The sequence below is a fragment of the Streptomyces sp. NPDC001634 genome (genome assembly GCF_040298185.1).
GTDB lineage: Bacteria > Actinomycetota > Actinomycetes > Streptomycetales > Streptomycetaceae > Streptomyces.
Map to the genome: position 1 here is coordinate 84,789 of NZ_JBEOZU010000013.1, position 22,410 is coordinate 107,198.

General features: G+C 67.9%; 21 protein-coding genes. 12 read left to right on the forward strand and 9 right to left on the reverse strand.

Translation table 11 applies throughout. The annotated features are described in order from the left end of the window. Window positions 1–119 precede the first annotated feature (119 nt). From ABT186_RS11220 to ABT186_RS11230, 3 genes are all read left to right on the forward strand, one after another. A complete protein-coding gene (locus tag ABT186_RS11220) occupies window positions 120–905 on the forward strand; it encodes an SDR family oxidoreductase (protein ID WP_351924639.1) in 786 nt (261 codons plus the stop codon). Window positions 906–939: 34 nt separating this feature from the next. Beyond that, window positions 940–1,875 (forward strand): dihydrodipicolinate synthase family protein, encoded by a 936-nt coding sequence (locus ABT186_RS11225; RefSeq protein ID WP_351924641.1) that lies wholly within the window; start codon window positions 940–942, stop codon window positions 1,873–1,875. Between the two features lie 207 nt (window positions 1,876–2,082). Continuing rightward, complete coding sequence (locus ABT186_RS11230; protein WP_351924642.1) at window positions 2,083–2,988, forward strand: LysR family transcriptional regulator; 906 nt, start codon at window positions 2,083–2,085, stop codon at window positions 2,986–2,988. 503 nt (window positions 2,989–3,491) lie between these two features. Here ABT186_RS11230 and ABT186_RS11235 read toward each other — a convergent pair. After that, entirely contained in the window at window positions 3,492–4,409 is a 918-nt protein-coding gene (locus ABT186_RS11235) for a LysR family transcriptional regulator (protein WP_351924644.1), read from the reverse strand. A 265-nt stretch (window positions 4,410–4,674) separates the two neighbouring features. Here ABT186_RS11235 and ABT186_RS11240 point away from each other — a divergent pair, with 265 nt between their 5' ends. Further along, complete coding sequence (locus ABT186_RS11240; protein WP_351924646.1) at window positions 4,675–5,427, forward strand: EthD domain-containing protein; 753 nt, start codon at window positions 4,675–4,677, stop codon at window positions 5,425–5,427. Between the two features lie 112 nt (window positions 5,428–5,539). On the opposite strand, the gene ABT186_RS11245 is transcribed toward ABT186_RS11240, so the two are convergent. Then, window positions 5,540–6,256 (reverse strand): transposase, encoded by a 717-nt coding sequence (locus ABT186_RS11245; RefSeq protein ID WP_351924648.1) that lies wholly within the window; start codon window positions 6,254–6,256, stop codon window positions 5,540–5,542. Between the two features lie 440 nt (window positions 6,257–6,696). Between ABT186_RS11245 and ABT186_RS11250 the strand changes: the two genes are divergently transcribed. Then, window positions 6,697–7,041, forward strand: a complete 345-nt coding sequence (locus ABT186_RS11250) for a DoxX family protein (protein ID WP_351924649.1) — start codon at window positions 6,697–6,699, stop codon at window positions 7,039–7,041. Between the two features lie 335 nt (window positions 7,042–7,376). Then, window positions 7,377–8,726, forward strand: coding sequence for a ferredoxin reductase family protein (locus tag ABT186_RS11255; protein WP_351924651.1), 1,350 nt, complete (start codon window positions 7,377–7,379; stop codon window positions 8,724–8,726). 115 nt (window positions 8,727–8,841) lie between these two features. Here ABT186_RS11255 and ABT186_RS11260 read toward each other — a convergent pair whose 3' ends face one another. The 7 genes from ABT186_RS11260 to ABT186_RS11290 all read right to left on the reverse strand — a co-directional run bounded on the left by ABT186_RS11260 (window position 8,842) and on the right by ABT186_RS11290 (window position 16,569). Beyond that, window positions 8,842–9,468: a TetR/AcrR family transcriptional regulator gene (locus ABT186_RS11260; protein ID WP_351924653.1), complete on the reverse strand. Its 627-nt coding sequence runs from the start codon at window positions 9,466–9,468 to the stop codon at window positions 8,842–8,844. A 549-nt stretch (window positions 9,469–10,017) separates the two neighbouring features. Further along, window positions 10,018–11,001: a fumarylacetoacetate hydrolase family protein gene (locus ABT186_RS11265; RefSeq protein WP_351924655.1), complete on the reverse strand. Its 984-nt coding sequence runs from the start codon at window positions 10,999–11,001 to the stop codon at window positions 10,018–10,020. A 23-nt stretch (window positions 11,002–11,024) separates the two neighbouring features. Next, on the reverse strand, window positions 11,025–12,002 hold the full coding sequence (locus tag ABT186_RS11270; protein ID WP_351924657.1) for a cyclase family protein: 978 nt from the start codon (window positions 12,000–12,002) through the stop codon (window positions 11,025–11,027). Beyond that, window positions 11,999–13,018, reverse strand: coding sequence for a dihydrodipicolinate synthase family protein (locus ABT186_RS11275; protein ID WP_351924659.1), 1,020 nt, complete (start codon window positions 13,016–13,018; stop codon window positions 11,999–12,001). Before ABT186_RS11275 ends, ABT186_RS11270 begins: the two co-directional genes overlap by 4 nt. A 104-nt stretch (window positions 13,019–13,122) precedes the next feature. After that, the gene (locus tag ABT186_RS11280; protein ID WP_351924723.1) at window positions 13,123–14,601 is read right to left on the reverse strand and encodes an NAD-dependent succinate-semialdehyde dehydrogenase; all 1,479 of its coding nucleotides are present in this window, start codon (window positions 14,599–14,601) and stop codon (window positions 13,123–13,125) included. Between the two features lie 16 nt (window positions 14,602–14,617). Beyond that, window positions 14,618–15,592 (reverse strand): ornithine cyclodeaminase family protein, encoded by a 975-nt coding sequence (locus tag ABT186_RS11285; RefSeq protein WP_351924661.1) that lies wholly within the window; start codon window positions 15,590–15,592, stop codon window positions 14,618–14,620. Between the two features lie 44 nt (window positions 15,593–15,636). Further along, window positions 15,637–16,569 (reverse strand): VOC family protein, encoded by a 933-nt coding sequence (locus tag ABT186_RS11290; RefSeq protein ID WP_351924663.1) that lies wholly within the window; start codon window positions 16,567–16,569, stop codon window positions 15,637–15,639. Window positions 16,570–16,776: 207 nt separating this feature from the next. On the opposite strand from ABT186_RS11290, the gene ABT186_RS11295 reads away from it, so the two are divergent. The 6 genes from ABT186_RS11295 to ABT186_RS11320 all read left to right on the forward strand — a co-directional run bounded on the left by ABT186_RS11295 (window position 16,777) and on the right by ABT186_RS11320 (window position 22,134). Beyond that, window positions 16,777–17,733 carry a LysR family transcriptional regulator gene (locus ABT186_RS11295; RefSeq protein ID WP_351924665.1) on the forward strand — a complete coding sequence of 319 codons (957 nt, stop codon included), beginning with the start codon at window positions 16,777–16,779 and terminating at the stop codon, window positions 17,731–17,733. 179 nt (window positions 17,734–17,912) lie between these two features. Beyond that, complete coding sequence (locus tag ABT186_RS11300) at window positions 17,913–19,295, forward strand: aromatic ring-hydroxylating oxygenase subunit alpha (protein WP_351924667.1); 1,383 nt, start codon at window positions 17,913–17,915, stop codon at window positions 19,293–19,295. Next, window positions 19,292–19,831: an aromatic-ring-hydroxylating dioxygenase subunit beta gene (locus ABT186_RS11305; RefSeq protein ID WP_351924668.1), complete on the forward strand. Its 540-nt coding sequence runs from the start codon at window positions 19,292–19,294 to the stop codon at window positions 19,829–19,831. The genes ABT186_RS11300 and ABT186_RS11305 overlap by 4 nt, the downstream gene beginning before the upstream one ends. Further along, window positions 19,828–20,046, forward strand: a complete 219-nt coding sequence (locus ABT186_RS11310) for a ferredoxin (protein ID WP_351924669.1) — start codon at window positions 19,828–19,830, stop codon at window positions 20,044–20,046. Before ABT186_RS11305 ends, ABT186_RS11310 begins: the two co-directional genes overlap by 4 nt. Then, complete coding sequence (locus ABT186_RS11315; protein ID WP_351924670.1) at window positions 20,043–21,314, forward strand: NAD(P)/FAD-dependent oxidoreductase; 1,272 nt, start codon at window positions 20,043–20,045, stop codon at window positions 21,312–21,314. Before ABT186_RS11310 ends, ABT186_RS11315 begins: the two co-directional genes overlap by 4 nt. Next, complete coding sequence (locus ABT186_RS11320; RefSeq protein WP_351924671.1) at window positions 21,301–22,134, forward strand: SDR family oxidoreductase; 834 nt, start codon at window positions 21,301–21,303, stop codon at window positions 22,132–22,134. The genes ABT186_RS11315 and ABT186_RS11320 overlap by 14 nt, the downstream gene beginning before the upstream one ends. The last annotated feature ends 276 nt before the right edge of the window (window positions 22,135–22,410 follow it).

Here is a 22,410-nt window from a genome sequence, read left to right on the forward strand (position 1 = left end):
CGCGGCGCATAGGCATCCCTTATGCATGTCGCGAGAGATTCCTATTGGAGACCCATCACGACCTCGTGGCAGTGTCATTTGGAAACGACGAACGGGGCCACCGCCCAAGGAGCAAAGCTGTGGATCTGGGAATTTCGGGCAAGACCGCGCTCGTACTGGGCGGAGGTGGGGGTCTCGGCGGCGCGATCGCCCAGGCCCTCGCCGCTGAAGGCGCCGCTGTCGCCGTCGCGGACATCAGCCCACAGGCCGCAGAGAGCACCGCCGAGGCGGTGGCCGACGCGGGCGGGAAAGCCGTGCCCCTGGAATGGGATCTCGCGGACCTGGGCGCGATCGACCAGCACATCGCGGCAGTCGAAGGGGCGCTCGGTCCCGTGGACATCCTGGTCAACAACACGGGAGGGCCGCCGCCCTCGCCGGTTGCGGGGCAGGACCCTGAACTCTGGCAGAAGCACTTCCAGTCCATGGTGCTGTCCGTCATCGCGATCACGGACAGGGTCGTGCCGCTGATGCGGAGCCGCGGCTGGGGCAGGATCATCACCAGTGCCAGCTCGGGGGTGATCGCCCCCATCCCCAACCTGGGGCTGTCGAACGCCTTGCGGGGCAGCCTGCTCGGCTGGTCCAAGACGCTGGCCCGGGAAGTCGCGGCCGAGGGTGTCACCTGCAACGTGGTCGTTCCTGGACGGATCGGCACCCAGCGGACCAAGTTCCTCGACCAGGCCAAGGCCGATCGGGAGGGCAAGTCCGTCGCGGAGACGTCCGCCGAGAGCGTCGCGTCGATCCCTGTGGGCCGCTACGGCGAACCGCGGGAATACGCAGCCGCCGTCACCTTCCTCGCAAGCGTCCAGGCCTCTTACATCACAGGCTCGGTCATCCGAGTCGACGGCGGACTCATCGCCAGCCTCTGAAAAAGACATCGGACTTCTGAGGAGGCAGAAAAAAATGGCACCCCTGGACCGCAACACCAATGGTGTTTTCGCCATCGCACCAACGCCCTTCGACGAGGAAGGCGCAATCGATTTCGACTCACTCAGCCGACTCGTCGACTTCTACGCAGACGCCGGCGTCACCGGACTGACCCTCCTGGGCCAGATGGGCGAAGCACCCAAGCTGTCCCACGAGGAAAGCATGCGTATCGTCCAGCACGTCCTCAAGCGCACCGATCTGCCGATCGTCGTGGGTGTCTCCGCACCCGGCTACGCCGCCATGCGGGCTCTCACGGTCGACGTCATGTCAGCCGGTGCCGGCGGCGTCATGATCGCCCCGCCGAACACGCTGCGTACCGACGACCAGATCGTGAGTTATTACGAGGGAGCGGCGGGCGCCATCGGCGCGGACGTGCCGTTCGTGATCCAGGACTATCCGCTGTCCTTCTCCGTCGTCATGTCCCCTGCCGTCATCGCCCGCATCGCGAACGCCGCGCCCGGGTGCGTGATGCTCAAGCACGAGGACTGGCCGGGCCTGGAGAAGATCAGCGCACTCCGGCAACTCGAAGCCGACGGAGCGATGCCCCGCCTGTCGATCCTGTGCGGAAACGGCGGCCTCTTCCTGGACTTCGAGACCGAACGCGGAGCCGACGGAGCGATGACGGGCTACTGCGTTCCCGAACTCCTCGTCGACGTGGTGCGCCACACCGCCGCCGGCGACCGTGACGCCGCCCATGACGTCTTCGACACCCACCTACCCCTGCTGCGCTACGAACAGCAGCCGGGCATCGGCCTGGCCGTACGCAAGTACGTCATGAAACGCCGCGGAATCCTGGCCTCCGACACCCAGCGCAAGCCCGGGGCCGCGCTGTCGGCGCGTGCCCGCACCGAGATCGACTACCTGCTGTCCCGACTCACCCTCAAGGACAGCAGGGTCGCACTCACGGCATGACGCGCAGATACCACCCCTCAGCAGCACAGCAGTACGGCACCACGTCACCTGGCCCCGCCCCACCAGCAGACCAGGACTCTGCCCATTCAGGAACTCCCGTCTCCTGTCTCCGACACGCGCTGCCCTCACGCATCCCCGCCAACGCGAGCTGCGTGCCATGCCGACAGCACGAGTACTGGGCAACGCTCGGCCGCGTAACTTGATCACATGCAGCTACGTCAGCTGGAGTACTTCCTCGCGGTCTGGGAGGCGGGCTCCTTCAGCAGAGCGGCTGCGCGGCTCTATGTCACGCAGCCTTCGCTGTCCCAGCAGATCGGGGCCCTGGAGAAGGAGCTGGGCGCGGTCCTGCTGGAGCGCGGCCGGCAAGGGGTGACGCTGACTCCCGCGGGCCGTGTCTTTCTGCCCCGAGCACAGAACGTCGTCCGCGCGGTTCAGGACGCGCAGGACTCGGTGCGCGAGGTGGTGGAGGGCCGTCAGGGCGACGTCCACGTCCTGACCGTACGGTCCGTCGCCTCGGGGATCCTGCCGCCGTCCGCGGCGCGCTGGCACTCGACGTACCCCTCCACCGTGCTGAGACTGCACGACTACTCCCACCGCCGGGACCTCGAAGAGGCCATGCGCAGTGGCCAGGGCGACATCGCGGTCGGTCCACGGCCCGAACCGTGGGAGGGACCCGTCATCTCCCTGGGATACGAGGAGATGGTGGTGACCGGCTCGGCCGAATACCCGGCGGGGACAGCGGCCGATCCGGCCGAACTGGCCGCTGCCGACTGGGTGCTCTACGAGCAGGAACAGGGCATGAGCGAAGTGGTGGACCGCCTGGCAGGGCACCTCGGGTTCACGCCGCGCGCCGTCGCACGCACGGGCCAGGTCTCCGCGGCGCTCCTGTTCGCGGTCGAGGGGATCGGTGTGACGGTGACACCGGAGAACGCGGTACCGCTGCGCTGGTCGAGGCACGCCCGGCGGATCGGGCCCGGCTATTTCCGGGAGCTGGTGGTGTTCAGCAGGAAGCTCCCCTCCCAACTGGCCGAGCGGTACCGGGACATGCTCACCACTGTGGAGTTGCCGCTGACCGCGGAGCGGGATCTACCAGAAGGAGCACTACGCTTCTAAGCTTGACTCTGTCGGGGATCTTGGAGTTTCCCGGTGCCGCAGCAAGATCGACGGGCAGTACTGCCCGTACGGTACGAACTGGCACCGGGGGTGAAGCTTCGGCACCCCGAACCGGTCCGGGAGGCGGGGGGCGAGGGGAAGGGGCTGCTGGCGACGCTGCGGAGGGTGATGTTCGGGGCTAAGAAGGAGAGTTGAGGAGGGGGCCTTTCCCTCGGGGGCCCACCCGTCATGAGCAGTGATGCGGGGCACCGCCAGGCGCACCCTGGCCCGTCGAGGCCCTGAAAGAGATTGCGGGCTCCGCATCATTCCGCTGCGGTGGGTGACACCGATCCGCATCCGCCACCGTATCCGTCGAGCAGCTGCCGCCGGGTCCCGCACCGCCGGACGACCCGGCTTGACGCGCTGCGGCAACAACGCCTCCAGCCAGGCCCATTGACCGTTCGCCAGAAGACCCTATTCGCGGCCTTCAGCCTTCGGAGAGGTTCTCGCTCCAGCGCGGTCGATCACAACGGCCGGGGCAACCGGCTCACGTCGTCACACTGCGCGGCGGCGGACACCCGGTCCCGGAACCAGCAGTGGGCCGGGTCGTACGCCCAGCGCGGAGACCACGCCATCGCCATGACGTAGGGCCGGGCGAGGGACGCGGGGACCGGGGCAGGGCGCGTTCCCGTCGGCCCGCACCACGTGTCCGCCAGCCGCCTGGGCACGAGCGCGGTGAGATCCGTACCCGCCACCAGCGGGAACAGTATCGCGAAGCTCTCCACCCGCACGGTGATCGACCCGGCGAGGCCCTCCCTCTCCAGCAGCTGGCCCGGCGACCACGGCATCAACGGTGTGTCGTAGCAGACGGCCCACCGTGCCTGCGCGAGATCGTCGCCCTCGGACTGCCGAGTCGCGCTGACGATGCGCACCCACTGGTCCTCGTAGAGGTCGAGCGACGGAGTCCCGTCCGGGAGCGCGGCCCGGGGCACGATCACTGCATCATGCCTGTCGATCTCCTCGACGATCCCTGCCCGCATGTCGTTCGTGAGCAGATCCAGGCGGATACGTGCACCAGTGCCGTGCGCCGTGACCTCGCGCACCAGTGACGTGGCGAGCGTGCTGCAATCGTAGTCGGAGAGCAGCAGGGAGAACTCGCGGTCGAGCGAACCTGGTTGCAGGCCGGCGTTGGCCCCGAAGACGCCGTCGAGTTCCGCGGTCAGCAGTGAGACCCGATCGCGCAGGCGCTCGGCCAGCAGCGTGAGCTGGGTTCCCTGGCCGGGGACTCGGACCAGCAGTTCATCGCCGAAGTGCCTGCGCAGTCGCTTGAGCGCCGCGCTGCAGGCCGGCTGGGAGAGGCCGATACGGTGCGCCGCGGCCGTCACACTGCGCTCTTGGAGCAGCGCGTTCAGCGGCACGAGCAGATTCAGATCGAGACCCATCACGTTCCAACTTCATCCATGCGGTGAATGAAACCCATAACAAAGTTCCACTGTACAGATGGAATGGGGTGTGATGAGACTAAAGCAGCGGCCGCGCCGAGCACGCGCCGCCGCAACGGATCGACCATTCGCGAGCAAGTCGGAAAGACCCAGGGGGCTGAACCGCCCAGCAACAACGGCGTTTCCTCGCCACCGCTTCCAATCGGCCGCTTCAGGTCGCCCCACCTCCAGGATTCTCCCTGGGTGCAACGTATCGGAGTGAATCATGATCAAACTTATTGTCGCGGCCCGTCGCCTGCCGGGCATGACACGTCAGAAGCATTGGCAGCATTATCAGAACGTCCATGCGGCCAAGATCCTGGCGGGCCCCGCCGATATGCTGGCCCACCTCTCAAGGTATGTACAAAACTTTGTGATCGACGCTGCCTATGGCGCACCGGATGCGGCACGAGTGGCGCCGGCCGAAATAGATGTCGTAAGCGAAATCTATAACCCCTCGCCGGAAGCGGTAGGTCTCCTGACGTCGCACCCCTATTACCTTTCGGTTATCCAGCCGGACGAACACCTCTTCGCCGACGGGTCGGCCCTGAAGGTGCTGGTGACAGCCGAGGAGCGTGAGCAGGTTGCCGTGCCCCGGCGCGGTGCCGTCAAGCTTGTCCATTTCATAGCCACGCGCGAAGGTGTCGACCGGGAACAATTCTTCACCGCATGGCGTGCGGCCTCGCAGGCGATTGTGGCTGATCCTTCATTGTCGCCCGCGCTGTGTGGCTACACCCGCAGTCATGCACTGCCGGTGCCCGAGGAAGCGACGCGCGATCTTTTGGGCGGCGCCCCCATAAATGTCCATGCCGGCGCCACAAGCATCTGGCTGGACAGGGCAGACGACCTTTCCGGCGTCGCCCGCTACCGCGAGCTCTTCGACGAAATCATGGTCTCGGCATCGGACAGCCTGGTCGATGCCTCTCAGTCCATGTTCCTGATCGTGCAGGAACTGGAACATTACCCGTATCACGCCTAGGGCCCGTTGCGAAAGTGCTGGTCACAGCCACTCGTTGAGGACTGCGACCAGTACGGCCGCCTCGTATCGGACAGCGAACTTAACTCTGTCGGGGATCTTGGTGCCGGCGGAGTCAAGTGCCCAGGGTTCGCCAGGACTTCAGGCGAGGGATCTCGCGTTGGTCGAGGTAGTTCTGGAAGGCAGTGGGCCGACGGGGTGTGGGGGCTTCCTCAGCCGGTGGCAGTCCGCTGAGGCGTTCGATGTTGACGGCGATGGCTGTCAGGACGTGCTGGACGTGGGCCTTTCCCTGTCCTCGGTAGCGGCAGCGCCGCATACCGTGCCCGTGGGCGAACTCGTTGACCGTGCTCTCCACTCCGGAGCGGACCGCGTAGCGGGTCTTCCACTCGGGGGTCTGCTGCTCGGCGCGGACGCGGAGTTGCAGGTCGCGGAGCTCTCGTGGGGGAAATCCCACGGTGCGGGCGTCGTCGGCGGTGCTGGTGCACTGGGTGCGGGTCGGGCAGGGGCGGCACTGGCTCTTGGTGAGCCTGGCCACGATCAGCGGGGCGGCGGTGGGTGAGGAGGTCGGGTAGGGGCCGTGCCAGCCCGCGCTGACCTGTCCCTGGGGGCAGGTGACCTGCTGCTTGTCGTAGTCGATGTGGAAGTCGTCGCGGGCGAAGCCCTCGTTTCGGCGGTGCTGGCGGGTGGGGTTGCTCTTCAGCGGCCCGGAGACGGTGACCTGGTGTTCACGGGCGGCTTGTTCCAGGTGGGGGCAGTCGACGCGTCCTCGACGCCCGGGAGTCGTTTCGTTCCGACTGGCGCGGAACCTGACCCGGGACCAAACACGAATCACCGGACCAAACGCTCAGTAAGGGCCCGTAAAGAAGTGGGGCCGTCGGGGAGTTCGCGAATGCGGGATGCCTATGGCAGCCGACCGGTGAACCCGTGCGGGCGACGTCCATGACTTCCTCGGCAACTCGCTGAGCAAAGGCCTGCCCTCAGGACCATCTACAACCTGGCGGCACCGGCTGCGTGAACGTCGTTACGCCCACGCCCCCGCGAACTCGCTCCGAAGCCGACCTACCATAACGGTTACATTGTTGCCGTTATTTCGCTAGGCTGAGCCGCTGCATCGATCGACCGAATCGCCCGTCTGGGCGCCGAGCGATGCGCTCGGCCGGCAACTCGACCGCGCCCGACACATCCCATAACGGTCTCGTGACGCCCCGCCCGCCATCAGGCCGTCACCCTTGACGCCCACGCCGCCGCGACGCCGGCACCTGGAGATACCTCATGATCCTCACCATCACCCTCGCCTGCGCCATCGCCCTGATCTTCGGGGGGATCGGAGTGCTCAACACACTCGCATTGCCGAAGGCGCGCGAGCTGGCCGCCGAGACCGGCTTCTCCGTCGCCGCCTATCGCCGCATCGGCGTGCTGCAACTGGCAGGAGCCGCCGGCGTGGCGCTCGGCCTCGCCATGCCGCTGCTCGGCGGCCTCGCGGGGGCCGGGCTTCTCCTGCTGCTCGCCGGAGCTGTGGTCGTACACCTGCGCATGGGCGACCCGGTTGCCAAATTTGTGCCCGCCGCTGTGTGCGCGGCGCTTGTCGCCTCATACCTCGCGGCCTTGTTCGCCTGAAGCGCTGCGGATCGCACCCACGCCACGGAGGGCAGCTCCGGCAGTGTCACCCTGAAAGCAATGCCGCCTCGAGCTGTGACTTCACCTCGAAGAGCCGACCGACGGGGATGGCTTCAGCCCGCCACGCTCCCGAAGGGCAGATCCTGGGCTGGCCAACAGGCATCCGATGGCACCACTGGACCAAAACCAGCTAAACGGCTACGCTGTAGCCAATATTAGAGGTGGCAGGAACCGCAGCCACCTGGGCTCGAGGGCGCTCAAGCCGCGACCGCACGGTCCGCCCTGCCTTCACCAGCGCCCCTTCGTCCACAGTGCCCACCCCCGAGGGGTAGACGATGCCCGTCCTGATCGTGATAGCGATCTACGCCATCCGGATCGCACGCGCCCCCTTGGACGCGCGCCTGAAGAAGCGCCACGTCGGACCCCTGTCGGTCACGACCGGAGCGGTCATGCTCTATCTGGCCTGGGACTGGCTCAGGCCCGAGGGCCTCAGCGCTGTCTATTTCGTCGGCGAGTTCGCCGGCGTCCTGTCCGTCTACCTGATGTCCTGCACCCTGGTACTGGCCACCCGCCTGATGTGGTTGGAACAGTGGTTCGGCGGCCTGGACCGCATGTACCGACAGCACAAGCTGTACGCCGTATGGTCCATTCTCCTGCTCACCCCCCACCTGCTCCTCCACTTCTTCTCCGGTTTCGACGGGAGCCCGTACGGCTACGCCCACCGGGCCGCGTCGGTAGGGATGGGCCATCTCCTCGGTGCCGTCTCCGCCATCGGCCTGCTACTGCTCGTCCTCATCTCACTCGGCCAGGTCGGCCGCATCCTCCGACTGCCCTACGAGCGCTGGCTGTTCCTGCATCGCCTCACCGGCCTGCTGCTCCTGTCGGCGCTGCTGCACGGCTGGTTCCTCGATCTCATCATCAACGGATCCACGCCCCTCCTGGCGATCTACGTCACCATGGCCACCATCGGCATGACCGCCTACACCTACGACGAACTGGTGCTACGCCACAGGGAACCCCGGGCGGACTACACCATCCACCATGTCGAGCGGCCGACACCCGACATCCTCGACCTCACCCTCACGCCCACCGGCGAGACGACCCTTCCCGTGACAGGGGGCCAGTTCGTCTACCTGCGGGTCGGCGGCTGGCACGAACACCCCTTCAGCGTCGCAGGAACGCAGGCCGACGGCTCGGTACGCCTCACCATCCGCGCCCTGGGCCGCGGTACACGCGGCCTCTACACAGACATAAGTGAAGGACACCCCGCAACCCTCAAGGGTCCTTACGGCATGTTCGACCACACCCTCGGCGGACCCCGGCAGATATGGATCGCGGGAGGCATCGGCATCGCGCCCTTCCTCGGCTGGCTCACCCACCCCGGTGCAGCGCCGCCCCGCACCGACCTCTTCTACTGCGCCCCCACCGCCGACGAGGCGCCATTCCTCCCGGAACTCACCACAGCGGCAGCCCACCGCCCCGGGTTCCGGCTCCACCCGACGTTCAGCCGCAGCCACGGCCGTCTGACCGCCGAAAGAATCCAGGCCGAGGCCGGACCGATCACCCCCGACACGCACGTCTTCCTCTGCGGCCCCGCCTCCATGATCGAAAACCTCACTCGCGCCCTCCATCGCCAGGGCGTCCCCCGCCAGCATCTCCACGCCGAGCACTTCGCCTTCCGCTGACGAGCCGCCGACCACACGAGATCACGCGCCCAGCACCAGCAGCGGTGGCGACGCTTCATGCCGACCGAGATGACTCCGTCGGTGGGCAGCCTCAGGTTCGCATCGTCCTGGCTGGTCAGGCGTCGTCGCGCAGGTGGGCAAGCCCGCTGAGAAGGAGTTCGAGTCCGAAGGAGAACTCCTCCTCGATCGGAACGGGCATCGACCCGGCGACGGTAACCGTTGCCGGAAACAAGGCCGGATCGACGCCCTGAAAGACGGCGGACAGTTGCGCGTCGTCGAGTTGCCCGCCACCGCCATGACCGTTGACCTGTATGGCGAATCCGAGGACGTAGCGGGAGAAGGTGGCAAACGCATGCGCGGCCAGTCGCGGCGGGAAGCCGCTGTCGAGCAGCGCCGCGACACAGTGCTCCCGCAGCGCCATGGCGTTCGGCCCCAGGGGAATCTCCTCGACCATCAGGCGCGCCGCGTTCCGGTGCCGGGCCAGGGCCTCGAACATGGTGTGCGCGACCGTCCGCAGCGCTTGCTGCCAGCCCATCGCGAGGAGTTCGTCGCCCTTCAGTTCCACGGCGCCGAACATGCGGTCCACGACATGGGCGACCAGCGCTGCCCGGTTGTCGAAATGCCGGTACAGCGTCGCCGTGCCCGAGCCCAGGCGCTGGGCCAGCGTCCGCATCGAGAGAGCGTCGGCCCCTTCATCGTCCACGATCTGCAGTGCGGTGGAGACGATGCGCTCCAGCGGCACGGGCGGACGCCCCGGGCGCCGAGCCGATGCCGGGGTCGCTCGCACAGGACCAGCTGCTGCCACTGAACGTCCACCTCCTCGGCCAGCACCATAACAGCAACACCGTATCCAGTATGGAGCTCGCCGGTTCGGTATGGAGCGGCAGCGCCCCTTCGATCAGCCCCCATCGACGACCGCTCATCGGGGACTCCGGCACCGGCCAATCCCACTGAGTGGTGTGCATCGTGAAATCGCAGGTCACGGGTCTGGTGTGAGCGACGATACGGGGACTCGTGCCGGTCGGCGGCCGATGTCTATGCCGTAGATCATCGGGCAGGTCCGGTTCCGACGGTCTGCCGGGCTCGGCTGCGCCCGTGACCGACCCCCGCCTACGATCCGTCGGCGGGTCGGCACGCCACGAGATCGCGGGAGGGTCCGGGATGCCGGAGCGGCAGTGGATCACGCTCCTCTGAGTGAACTGGACGCCCTCGCCGAGAAGTTGACCAAGCAGCTTCAGGAGGTCCAGGTCGCCGGCCGCCCGCATGTCGTTCTGGCCTTCCTGGACCTGATTCAGGTCCTGTCGGAGGCTGTCCGCTTGCGCAGGCGCGGCCGTCGGCGTGCAGCGGTGATCGGCGTGGGCCGCTCGCCCGGTACGACTCGGTTGCGGATCGAACCGATGCCCTCGACTGTCATTTCCACGATGTCTCCGGGTTCGAGCGGAGGCGGTGTTCGCGTCCCGCTGCGGCCCCACAACTCACCGAGGCAGCCGCCGTTGCCGCAGGTCCCGGAGCCGAGGACGTCACCGGCCTTCACCCAGGTGCCGCGGGACGCGTACGAGATGAGCTCCTCGAACGTCCAGCTCATGTTGCTCAGCAGATCCTGGCCGACCTCGGTGCCGTTGACCGACACCCGCATGTCCAGCTGCAGGAACCCCTCGTCGTCGCGGTAGGTGTCCAGCTCGTCGGCGGTCACCAGCCACGGTCCCAGGGTGGTGGCGAAGTCCTTTCCCTTGGCGGGCCCGAGGCCCACCTTCATCTCGCGGCCTTGCAGGTCCCGCGCGGACCAGTCGTTGAGGACGGTATAGCCGAACACGTGGTCCCGTGCCTCTTCGGGGGTGAGTGAGGCGCCGTCCTTGCCGATGACGGTCGCCACTTCGAGTTCGAAGTCCAGCACGTGTGAGCCCGGCGGGACCGGGACCTCGTCGTGCGCGCCGATCAAGGCATAGGGGTTGGTGAAGTAGAAGGCCGGCGCCTCGTACCACTCCGGTACGACCACGCCGCCTCCGCTGACCGACCGCACAACACCCTCGACGTGCTCCTCGAATGCCGCAAAGTCCCGCACGGTCGGCGGTTCCAGCGGCGGCAACAGCCGTACGGAATCGATCGGTATCGGGGAGGAGTTGTCGAGGGCGGCGGCACCGGCCTCAAGGGCGGCCGGCAGTCCGGCCCGTACGAGGTCCAGGACCGTCGTCGTACCGGGGAAGGCGTGCAGCCCGTGCTCGCCGACGACCCCGGCGGCGCAGCGGCCGGCGCTTTCCCAGGTGGCGAAGCGCATGGTGTGTGTCCTTTCCGGGGGCTCTACTTGATGGCGATGGGGTTGACCGGGGCTCCGACGGCACCGGTGACGGGGAGGGGGGCGGCGGTGAGGAAGAAGTCGTAGATTGCGTCGGCAGCGCAGTCGGCCGCGAGGGCGTCGAGATCCCATATCTCGCCGATGAAGAGACCCATGTGCGGGATGGCCACTTGGTGCAGCGGCTGGAAGGCCTGGTCGAATTCGTTGGGCCGGACCTCGAAGCCCCAGGTGTCAGTGGCGATACCGGCGATCTCGCGGGTGTGCAGCCAGTCGGCGGTGGTGAACGAGAGGCCGGGTGCCGGCCCGCCCGCGTAGTCGCCCCAGCCGTCGCGACGCGTCCGCGCCAGCTGTCCCGTACGGACCAGCAGCAGATCGCCCCGGCCCACTCGGGAGGATTCGCCTTGTGCCGCGATCGTGGCTTCGAGGTGCTCGGCGGTGATGGCGAAGCCGTCCGGCAGTTCTCCGTCGGTGCCGATCGCTCGGCCGACGTCGAGCAGCACTCCTCGGCCTGCTATCCGGTCGGCCACAGTCTCGATACCCGTGAGCTGATCGCCTTCGCTGGTCACCACCGCGGAGGCGCGTCGTCCGTTGTAGGCCATGCCGTGGTCGAAGACGTGGCCGAGGCCGTCCCACTGCGTCGACGCCTGCAACGGCATGAACACCACGTCGTCGGCACCGCCCAGGCCGTGCGGGAACTCCGGCGGACCGAACTCGGCGTCCAGGCCCGAGGAGAGCATGGTGTGCACGGGATTGGTCCTGCGGCGCCAGCCGTTCTGCGGACCGTTCGTGTCGAAGCGCTGGGCGAGCGAGAAGGAGACCCCGCGCCGGATCAGGGCCGCGCCCTCGCGCCGTTTGCCCTCGTCGAGGAAGTTGAGGGTGCCCAGTACGTCGTCCTGTCCCCAACGCCCCCAGTTGGAGCAGCGCTTGGCGGCATCGGCGATCGCGCCGGCGGGGTTGGCACGGTCCAGTTCGTTGGGGGTCACGCCGGGTTCCTTCCGATGAAGAACTCACGGAACGGGTCCATGCTGGGCTCGAGTCCGGCGTCGAGGAGTCCCTTGCGCAAAGCGTGCATCTGGGCGTCGTGGATGCGCTGGGTGGGCTGGCGCAGCGGTCCGCCGTTGTAGCCCTGCAGCCACCCCTGGAACTTCCATGCCTGCCGGTTGATGAACGCACCGCCGTGCAGCACGGGAGCGAGGCCGCCCTTGATCTTGCGGGCCGGATGCAGCTGCCAGTAGATGTCGGTGGCGTCGTCGTACTTGCCCTCGCGCAGCAGCTGCATGACACGCGGGATCATGGGCCCGAAGTATTCGTGGTCGCTCGTGGCGGACAGCTGAACAGGCATGACCTGGGCCAGCGGGATGAGCTCGCCCTCGATGGGCACCGAGATGACGACCTCGTCGCCGAAAAGCCGGTGGCACTCGATGGCGCTCTGAATGCTGGGGAAGCCGCCCTCGGCCTTGATGACCGCGATGTTGGGGCAGTCGTCGATGAGCCGGCGGATGAGCCGCGTCGGGATGTCCGAGGGGTGCACCCGGGGACTGAACCCCCACAGGTACATCGGGAACAGGATGACCGCGAGGTTCGTGGCGTCGCAGACGGCCTTGGTGTAGTCGTAGACCTCCTGTTCCGACTCCGGGTAGAAGTTCGGCGGGTAGGACAGGAGCACCAGGTCGGCACCGGCCTCTTCGGCGCCGCGCACCGCCTCGATGTTCTGCTCCAGGGTGCTCCAACTGCCGTGGTGGACCACGACGAAGTCGTCGCCTGCCTCATCGCGGACGATGCGCAGGAAGTCGAGGTATTCGGGCAGGGTGATGCTGACCTCGGAGACGCCCAGGGTGCCGAGGAATCCGTGCTGCTCGGCGAGCCGGATGTCGTGCCTGATGCCCTGCTCGTTGATGCCGCGAAGGTCGGCGGTGAACGACGGGATCGTGCAGTTGACGGCTCCGACGAGCTTTTCGCGGGCCCAGTCCCGGGCCTCTGTGCGGGTGTATGCAGGCATGGTCGTCCTTGCCTCGGTGCGTGGGTGATGGGGGCGGTGACTCAGCGCTGGGCGGGTTGGTCTCGGCGCGACTCGTTCGTGCGGTGTCCGGCGCGGCAGTCGGCTCAGGGCGCGCCGGCGCCTTCCCAGGCCAGGTACTTCATCTCCAGGTACTCGTCGATGCCGTAGACGGAGCCCTCCCGCCCCAGCCCCGACTGCTTGACGCCGCCGAAGGGGGCGACCTCGTTGGAGATCAGGCCGGTGTTGATGCCCACCATCCCCGCTTCCAGGGCGGCCGAGACGCGCCAGGTCCGCTCGGCGTCGCGGGTGAAGAGGTAGGCGGCCAGACCGTAGTCGGTGTCGTTGGCCATGCGGACGGCCTCGGCTTCGTCGGTGAAGCGGATGAGCGGGGTGAGCGGGCCGAAGGTCTCCTCGCGGGTGACGAGCATGCCGGGGGCCACGTCCGCCAGCACGGTGGGCTGGAAGAAGAGCCCTCCACGCCGGTGCCGCGAACCGCCGCACAGGATCCTGGCACCCCGCCTCGTGGCGTCGGCGAGATGTTCCTCGACCTTCGCCACCGCTGCCTCGTCGATGAGCGGTCCCTGCTGCACGCCGTCGTCGAAGCCGTCTCCGACGACAAGGTCCTCGACCCTGCGGGTCAACGCCTCCGCGAAGCGGTCGTGGATTCCCGCCTGCACGTAGACACGGTTGGCGCTGATGCAGGCCTGGCCGGTGTTGCGGTACTTGGTGGCGACGACACCGGCGACGGCGGTCTCGATGTCGGCGTCGTCGAAGACGAGCACCGGCGCGTTGCCGCCCAGTTCCATCGAGGTCTTCTTCACCGTCTGGGCGGACTGGGCCAGGAGCAGCCTGCCGACCTCGGTGGAGCCGGTGAAGCTGACCTTGCGGACCAGCGGATTGCCGGTCAGCTCGGGCCCGATCTCGCGCGGGTCGCCGATCACCACGTTGAGCACCCCGGCCGGTACACCGGCCCGCTCGGCAAGCTCGGCGAGGGCCAACGCCGTCAAGGGCGTCTGCTCGGCGGGCTTGACGACCATCGTGCAGCCCGCGGCCAGTGCCGGAGCGGCCTTACGGGTGATCATCGCGGCGGGGAAGTTCCACGGGGTGATGGCCACGCACACCCCGACCGGCTCCTTGAGCACCAGCACCCTGCGCGAACCTTCCGGTGCCGCGAACACGTCGCCGCGGATCCGTTTGGCCTCCTCGGCGAACCACTCGATGAAGGAGGCGGCATAAGCAACTTCCCCGCAGGCCTCGGCGAGTGGCTTGCCCTCCTCCAGGACGATCAGCCGGGCCAGGTCCTCCGTGTGCTCGGTGACAAGGTCGAACCAGCGCCGCAGCACCTGTGCGCGCTGTTTGCCCGACCGCGCCCGCCACTCGGGCAGAGCACGATGAGCGGCGTCGACGGCCTGGGCGGTCTGCGCTCTGCCGAGTGCCGGCAGGTCCGCGATGAGGTCACCGGTCGACGGGTTGCGGACGGTGAGCCGACCGCCGTCGCCGGCTTCCAGCCACTTGCCCTCGACGTAGGCGGCCGTGCGCAGCAGCGTGGGGTCGGACAGACCGAGTGGAACGGTCGTCTCCATGGTCATGGCGGCTCTCTCACTTCTGCACGGGATGAATGGTGGCCGGCATCCGGGTGCCGAGTCCCAGCCGCTCGGCGTTGCGCGCGCACATGCCGGCGACCGCCAGGTCCTGGACCGCTGAGCCGACCGACTTGTACAGCGCGATCTGATCGGCGCGGGTGCGCCCGGGGACGCGCTCGCCGACGAGGTCGGCCAGCGAGCAGATCTCGCCCGCCACGTCGAGACCGGCGGCCCGCGCGGCGATCAGGTCACCGGTGTCGTCGAGCACCTCCTCGACCATGTCCGCCACGATCACGTCGGCACGGGCGATCACATCAGGGTCCACCTCACGCTGCTCGGGCAGGGTGGATCCGATGGACACGACGGTCATGCCTGGTCGGAGCCACCTCCCGAGCAGAGTCGGGGTCTCGTCGCGGGACCGGGCGGCGCAGACCACCAGCGTGGCGCCCGCAACGGCCTCCTCGGCGCCGGCCGCCTGCGTGATCGGCAGGTCGGACAGTTCGGCGACGAAACGGGCTCGGCTCTCCGGTCGTGGGCTGTACACCCGTACGTCCTTGAGGTCGCGTACGACGGCGAGGGCGCGCACATGGTTCCGCGCTTCGAAACCGGAGCCGATCACGGCGACGGTCAGGGCGCCGGGCAGCGACAGCAGGTCAGCCGCGACGGCCGAGGTGGCCGCCGTCCGGTAACCGGTGATGGAGTGGCCGTCGAGCAGGGCCACCAGCTCGGCCGTCCGCTGGTCGAACAGGGGGATGAGGTAGGAGGCGCGGCGCGTCGGCATCGCGGCCGCGATGATCTTCGCTCCCATCAGCTCGCGTCCGGCCGGTACGCCGGTGAGAGTGCGCAGCCAGCCGTGGTCTCCGCGGGCCATGCCGCGGGCCGGATAGCGTGCTCCGTCCACGCTCGTCGCGTATGCCTCGCGCACCGCCGAGGTTGCCAGCTCCCAGTCGAAGGCCGCCTGTACCGCCGCGTCATCGAGGAAAAGAGTCACTTCAGTGGCCTTTGCGGAGGAGGGATCAGGAGGAGGGGGAGGGATCAGATCGGCGAGGGGGTCCACAGACCGCCGTCCGTCTGCTTGAGCAGCACCGGCAGCATGGTTTCGGTCATCGACCCGCCGGTCCCCCACTGGTCCTGCGACTGAGGAGAGGTGCTGTCGAAGACGCGGGGCTCCCACGCCTCGTCGTCCTCGATCGTCTCCAGCTCCGTCGTGTACTCGACGACGTTCTCGTTCGGGTCGAGGAAGTAGGTGAAGGTGTTGTCTCCCGGGCCGTGCCGGCCTGGGCCCCACAGCGGGCTGTGACCGGCGCGCATCAGACGCCCGGACCCGCGCATGTACTCGTCGATGCCGCGCATCTCGAAGGAGATGTGATTCAGCGAGACGCGCGGTGCTCGGGAGATGGCGAGGATGTGATGCTGGGTTCCGCTGCGCATGAAGCACATCAGGTCGCCGAGCCAGTCCGAGAGGCGGAAGCCGAGGTACGTCTCGTAGAACGCCTTGGTCGCGGCCACATCGGTGGAGTTGATCACCACGTGGCTGAGCTTCTTGGGGACGGATTCGCGTTCCTCGAGCTCCCGGAAGGGCTTCTGCGCGACCCCGGCGGACACCTCGACGAGTCGGCCGTCGGGGTCGAAGAACCGGACGCCGTATCCGCCGCCCGGGGTGTCCAGCTTGCCGGGCTCCCGGTCGAGCGTGATCCCGCCGACCGCCAGCCGACAGGCCAACTCGTCGACTTCTTCGGGAGAGTTCACACCGAAGGCGATGAGGTCCAGTCGCTTCTCCTGGTCCTGCCGGATGCGAAGGACGTACTGCTCCGGGTCCGCGGGAGTGGCGAAGAAGGTCACACCGCTGTCGTCGGCCACCGGTTGCAGTCCCCAGAGGTTCTTGTAGAACTCCAGAGCCTTGCCGTAGTCGGGCACACCGATACCCACATGCCTGAGATGGGTGATCGGACGGAAGGCTGCGGTCATCGTCGACTCCTGCTCTTCAGTGACGCCGAACAGATCGTTCGCGTCGCTTTCCCGCTGCAAGACGCTAGACAGACGCACTCCTCGATACAAACAATCGATAGTGATGCGTTCGGATTGATGACATCAATCCGTGGTCGGAGTCGACCGTCGAGCCGCGGCAGCCGACTTCTTTCGGCATGCCTTCAGCACAGACAGGAATTCCGGTCGATGCCCACCACCAATGCGCCCCTGGATCTCAACCGGGTGGATCTGAATTTGCTCGTCGCCTTCGACGCCCTGATGGCGGAACGAAGCGTGACCGCGGCGGCGGCCCGTCTGTCCGTCGGACAGTCGGCCATGAGCTCCACGCTGGCTCGGCTCCGCAAGCTCCTGAACGACCCGATCCTCGTCAGGCAGGGCCGGACCATGGTTGCCACACCGGTTGCCGAGTCGCTGGTGCAGCCCGTGCAGAAGACGCTGACCGACATCAAGTCGCTGCTGTCACAGCGCGACCGCTTCGATCCCGCGACCGACCACAGGACGTACTCGGTGATGGCGAGCAGCTACGCGGCCGTCGCCGTACTGCATCCGCTGCTGGTGCACCTGCCGACCGAGGCTCCGAACGTGCGGTTGCGCATCCAGCCCTTCGCGGAGGAGTACGCGGAACAGCTGATCCGCCACCAGATCGACCTCGTCATCGTTCCGCGCGAGCTGGTGCCCAGCGGCCCTGACCTGTGCAGTGAGGCCGCGTACACCGACCGCTACGTGCTCGCGGTCGACCAGGAGCACCCCGATGTGGGCGAGAGCATCTCGGTCGAGCAGTTCAGCGAGCTGCCGTACCTCGCGACGAGCCCCGACCGGCGCCCCTCCCTGGCCGAACTGAATCTCGACCTGCTCGGCATCCCGCGCCACGTCGAGGTCACCACGAGTTTCGAACTCGCCCCGTTCCTGATCCGCGGTACCCGGCTCATCACCTTGATCCCCGAAACGCTCGGGCGCCGCATCGCCCCGGCGACAGGCCTGCGGCTGCTCGAGCCTCCCATGGAGCTGCAGCCGGGCACCGAAACGATGGTCTGGACGAGACGCATGGACGACGATCCGGCCCATGCCTGGCTGCGACAGCGCATGCATCATTTCGCAAATGCCTACATCCGGGACACGCCACCCGCCCCGGCAGCCGGCTGAGACAGGACCGGTCAAGAGGAGCCTGGCCGCGTTCCATCGATTGGATCAATGCTGTCGCATCGACGGGAATTGCTTTTCACCATGTGATGGCAGCCATAGCCTGACGTCTCGAGCCGCAGGCAGGGCCACGGAATTCCGCTGATCGCCCCTGCTGAGCACGACTGAGGCAAGGGAGCCCCATGACTGCCATCTCTCCAGAAACGGCCGATGCCGCTACCATCCTGGACCGCGTCGAGGCCTCGCTGAAGAACGATCTCGTCCCGGTGGAAATCTTCAACGACGAGGCGGTTTTCCGCGCCGAAATCGAGCGGATATTCACCAAGTGCTGGGTGTTCGTCGCGCACGAGAGCGAGATCCCCAAGGCGGGTGACTTCGTGCAGCGCAGAATCGGCCTCGATCCGGTGATCGTCACGCGCGACGGCAAGGGCGGCATCAACGTGCTGTCGAACTACTGCCGTCACCGGGGCACCCAGGTGTGCCAGACCGATGCCGGCAACTCCCGTTTCTTCAAATGTCCTTACCACGGGTGGACCTACAGCAACAACGGAGACCTGGTCGGCACCCCGCACCTGCACGACGCCTACGGCGAGCGTCTCGACCCCAAGGCATGGGGCCTGATACACGCGCCCCGGGTGGCCACCCGGCAGGGCTTCGTCTTCGCCTCGCTGGACCCGGACGGACCGTCGCTGGACGAGTACCTGGGCGGGGCAGGGTGGATGCTCGACCTGATCGTCGGGCTGGCACCCGGCGGCATGCGGGTCGCCGGGCCTCCGGAGCGCTACCGGCTGCACGCCGACTGGAAGACGGCCGCCGAGAACTTCGCCGGCGACGGTTACCACGTCGACACGCTGCACTGGAGCACGGAAGAGGTCGCGGTCTCCCAGGGGCTGCAGATGACGTGCGAGATCGCGCGCGTCTACGAATTCGAGAACGGCCACGCCTTCGCCGGCCATGCCTGGACCAAGGCGGTCCATCCCGGCTACGTGCTCTGGGGCTACGCGCCGGAGATCACCCGGCACTTCGACCTGTCGGGTCTGGACGAGGCACAGCTCCACGTGGTCAACCACGAGCCGCCGACGGTCGGAACGATCTTCCCCAACCTCAGCTTCATCCGGCTGAACACCCCGTCCGTGCCGGGCGGTCCCCTGTCGGTGATCACCAGCTTCCGGCAGTGGCAGCCGATCGGCCCCGGCGAGATCGAACTGTGGAACTGGCAGTTCGTCTGGGACTTCATGTCGGAGGACGAGGCCCGCGACTCCTATCTCAACGGCCAGTTCACCTTCGGCTCGGCAGGCATCTTCGAGCAGGACGACACCGTCGCCTGGGAAGGCGCACCGCGCGCCGCCCGAAGTCCGTGGATGCGCAAGGCCGGCATGGAGTTCCACTTCCAGCAGGGCAACAACAGTCAGGTCGACCAGTCGCACGACCCCTCGTGGACAGGCCCGGGCCGTAAGCGCAACACCGGCTACGGCGAGCACGCGCAGCTCCACTTCTACCGCCACTGGCTGAAGGTGATGCGCGGGAACACCGGCGCCGGCACCGAGGGAGCTGCGTCAGCATGACCACGACCGACACACCCCGCGTCGTCCCGCCCGTGAGCGCCAACCCCGAACTCCAGGCCTTGGCCACCCAGTTCCTGGCGCTGGAGGCCCGGCTGCTCGACGAGGGCCGCGAGGAGGAGTGGTACGGACTCCTTGACGACGAGCTTCTCTACACCGTGCCCATCCGGCAGGCAGCGGAACCGCGTTCCAAGGAGATCGACCGCAACGCCTTCCGCGTCCGGGACACCAAGGCCCACGTACGCACGCGCCTGGACCGGCTCAACACCGACCACGCGTACTCGGAGGTACCTCCGTCCCGCACCTTGCGCATCGTGGGCAGCGTCGAGGTCGAGGAGACCGACCGCCCCGACGTCATCAAGGTGTCGAGCGCCCTGCTGGTCTACCGCCAGCGCGGCATCGACCCGCACTTCGATCTCATCCCGTGCAGGCGCTACGACCAGCTCCGCCTCACACCGTCGGGCCCACGCCTGCTGTCCCGCGAAATCGTGCTGACCGAAACGGCGCTGGCCACTCCGAACCTTGGAGTCTTCCTGTGAGCGACAGCCTCTCCGTCTCCCTCGACGGCACCCGCTGCAAGTCCTACGGCATCTGCGTCAGCGTCATGCCCGACGTCTTCGACACCCCGCCCGGCAGCCCGACAGCGGTTCTCCTGCGCGACACCGTCGACGCCGACGAGCGGGAGGACCTCGAAGAGGCCGCCCGCGTCTGCCCCGCACAGGCCATCGCGCTCACCTCGGGACCCAAGCCGTGACCGGCGGCTTGGAGCGGGTCGTCGTGGTGGGAGCCTCCGCCGCCGGCCTCAGCGCCGCCGACGGCCTTCGGGAGGCCGGGTTCACCGGCTCCATCACCGTCCTCGGCGCCGAGCTGCACCAGCCGTACGACCGGCCCACGATGTCGAAGGCTCTGCTTGTCGCCGAGGAGGACCCGCAACTCCTCGAACTCCGCTCTCCCGAACGCATCGAGGCCAGCCGCCTCGACCTGCGTCTCGGGCACACCGCGGCGGGGCTCGACGTCGACCGCCGCTATGTGGTGACCACCTACGGCGAGGCGCTTCCCTGGGACGCTGTGGTCATCGCCTGCGGCAGCCGCCCCCGCGAGATGAGGAGCCTCGCGGGCGAGGTACTGCCGGCCCTGCGCACCCCCGAGGACCTGCGGGTGCTGCGCGAGGCCGCGGCGCGATACGGCGAGATGACCCTGATCGGCTCCGGCTTCATCGGACTGGAGGTCGCGGCCGCTCTCGTCGCGCGGGGCGTGACGGTCACGGTCCTCGACGCGCTCCCGCTGCCGCTGGAGCCCGTACTGGGGCCCGACCTGGCCACCCATCTCCGCGACCTGCACACCGCACGCGGGGTCCGCTTCCGCAGTGCCGTCGCGGTGGCGTCGGTCACGGGACAACCCGGGGCGTACGAGGTCCGGCTCACGGACGGAAGTGTGCACCGGACCCCGTTCGTGCTGACGGGTATCGGCGCCGAACCCGCCGTCGACTGGCTGGCGGGCTCCGGGATCGAGGTGACCGGCGGGATCGTCACCGACGCCGCCGGCCGGACCAACGTACCCGGCGTGTGGGCCGCCGGTGACGTGGCCGCGTTCCACCACCCGCTGCTGGGCCAGCGCGTACGTGTGGAGCACTGGACCCATGCGGTCGAGCAGGGCCGGCACATCGGCTTGAACATCGCCCGCGGCGAGACCACGCCCTACCAGGGAGTGCCGTACTTCTGGACCGACCAGTACGGCATGCGGTTCCAGTGCTACGGCCGCCGCCGCGCGGGCGACCGCAGCCTCGTCGTCGAGGGTTCACTCGACGCGGGCGAGTTTCTCGTCCTGTTCGGCCACGCCGGCGAGCTCCACGCCGCGTTCGCCTGCGGGCGCGTCCGCTCGCTGCGCGACTACCGCAAGCTGCTCGCCCGCGGCGGCACCTGGGACGAGGCACTCGCGCTCGCCCACACGAACAATCCCGCCCTCGACACCACCGTGTCGTGCGCCAACCGGAAGGAACGCACCACCCATGAAGCTGCTTGACGACCACGTCGTTCTCATCACCGGCGGCGGCTCGGGGCTCGGTCTCGGGGTTGCCCGCCACTGTCTCGAACAGGGCGCGCAGCTCGCGATCCTCGAGTACGACCAGGCCAAGGTACTCGGGCTGAAGAAGGAGTTCGGCGACGACGTCCTCGTCGTGCACGGCGACGTACGCGACGTCGACGATCTTCGTGCCTGCCGGTCTCAGATCGAGGACCGCTACGGCCGGCTCACCTCCCTCATCGGCGCGCAGGGCATCTTCGACGGCAACGTCCGGCTGACCGACATCCCCGTCGAGCGCGTCGGTGAACTGTTCGACGAGGTCTTCTCCATCAACGTCAAGGGCTACGCCCTGACCGCGCGGATCATGCACGACCTGCTGCAGGCCGAGGAAGGGGCGATCGTGCTCACCGCGTCCCAGGCGGCGTTCGCAGCCGACGGCGGCGGTGCGGCCTACACGGCCAGCAAGGGGGCGGTGCGCAGCCTGGTGAACCAGCTCTCGTTCGAGTTCGCCCCGCGGGTACGGGTCAACGCCGTCGCCCCTTCGGGCATCGCGGGCAGTCAGCTCCGCGGACCCGGCGCTCTCGACCTGCACGAGTCCAAGCAGTCGGACATTCCCGCGGACGCCTTCCGCGCGGCGTTCGAATGGTCCACGCCCCTTCAGCACCTGCCCACCCCGGAGGAGTACGGGCCCTTCTACGCACTCCTCGCATCCCGGCACAACAAGGTGATGACAGGCCAGACCGTGATCGCCGACTCCGGCACCCTGAACCGGGCCCTCATGAGCATGGGCCAGCTTGTCAGCAGCTACCCGTCGGCCTGAGTGCCGCGCCTCTGCGCACCACACCGGGTCGCAGAGGCGCGCATGCCGTCTTCCTGCTGGGCGTGCGTCAACCGTACGACCGTTGACGTGCGTGCTGTTGCCGCTTGGCTGACCTGTCCCGAACCCACATTCCAAGCCGTCTCCGCAAGCAGGTGCCGACGAATCAGCCGTACGAATAGCCGGCCCAAGGGGCGCTACATCAGCCGCGTGGTGGGGGTGGCGCGCATTGGGAGGGTGCCTCAGCCACTTGTCGGGTGCCCGGAGGAAGGAGACGTG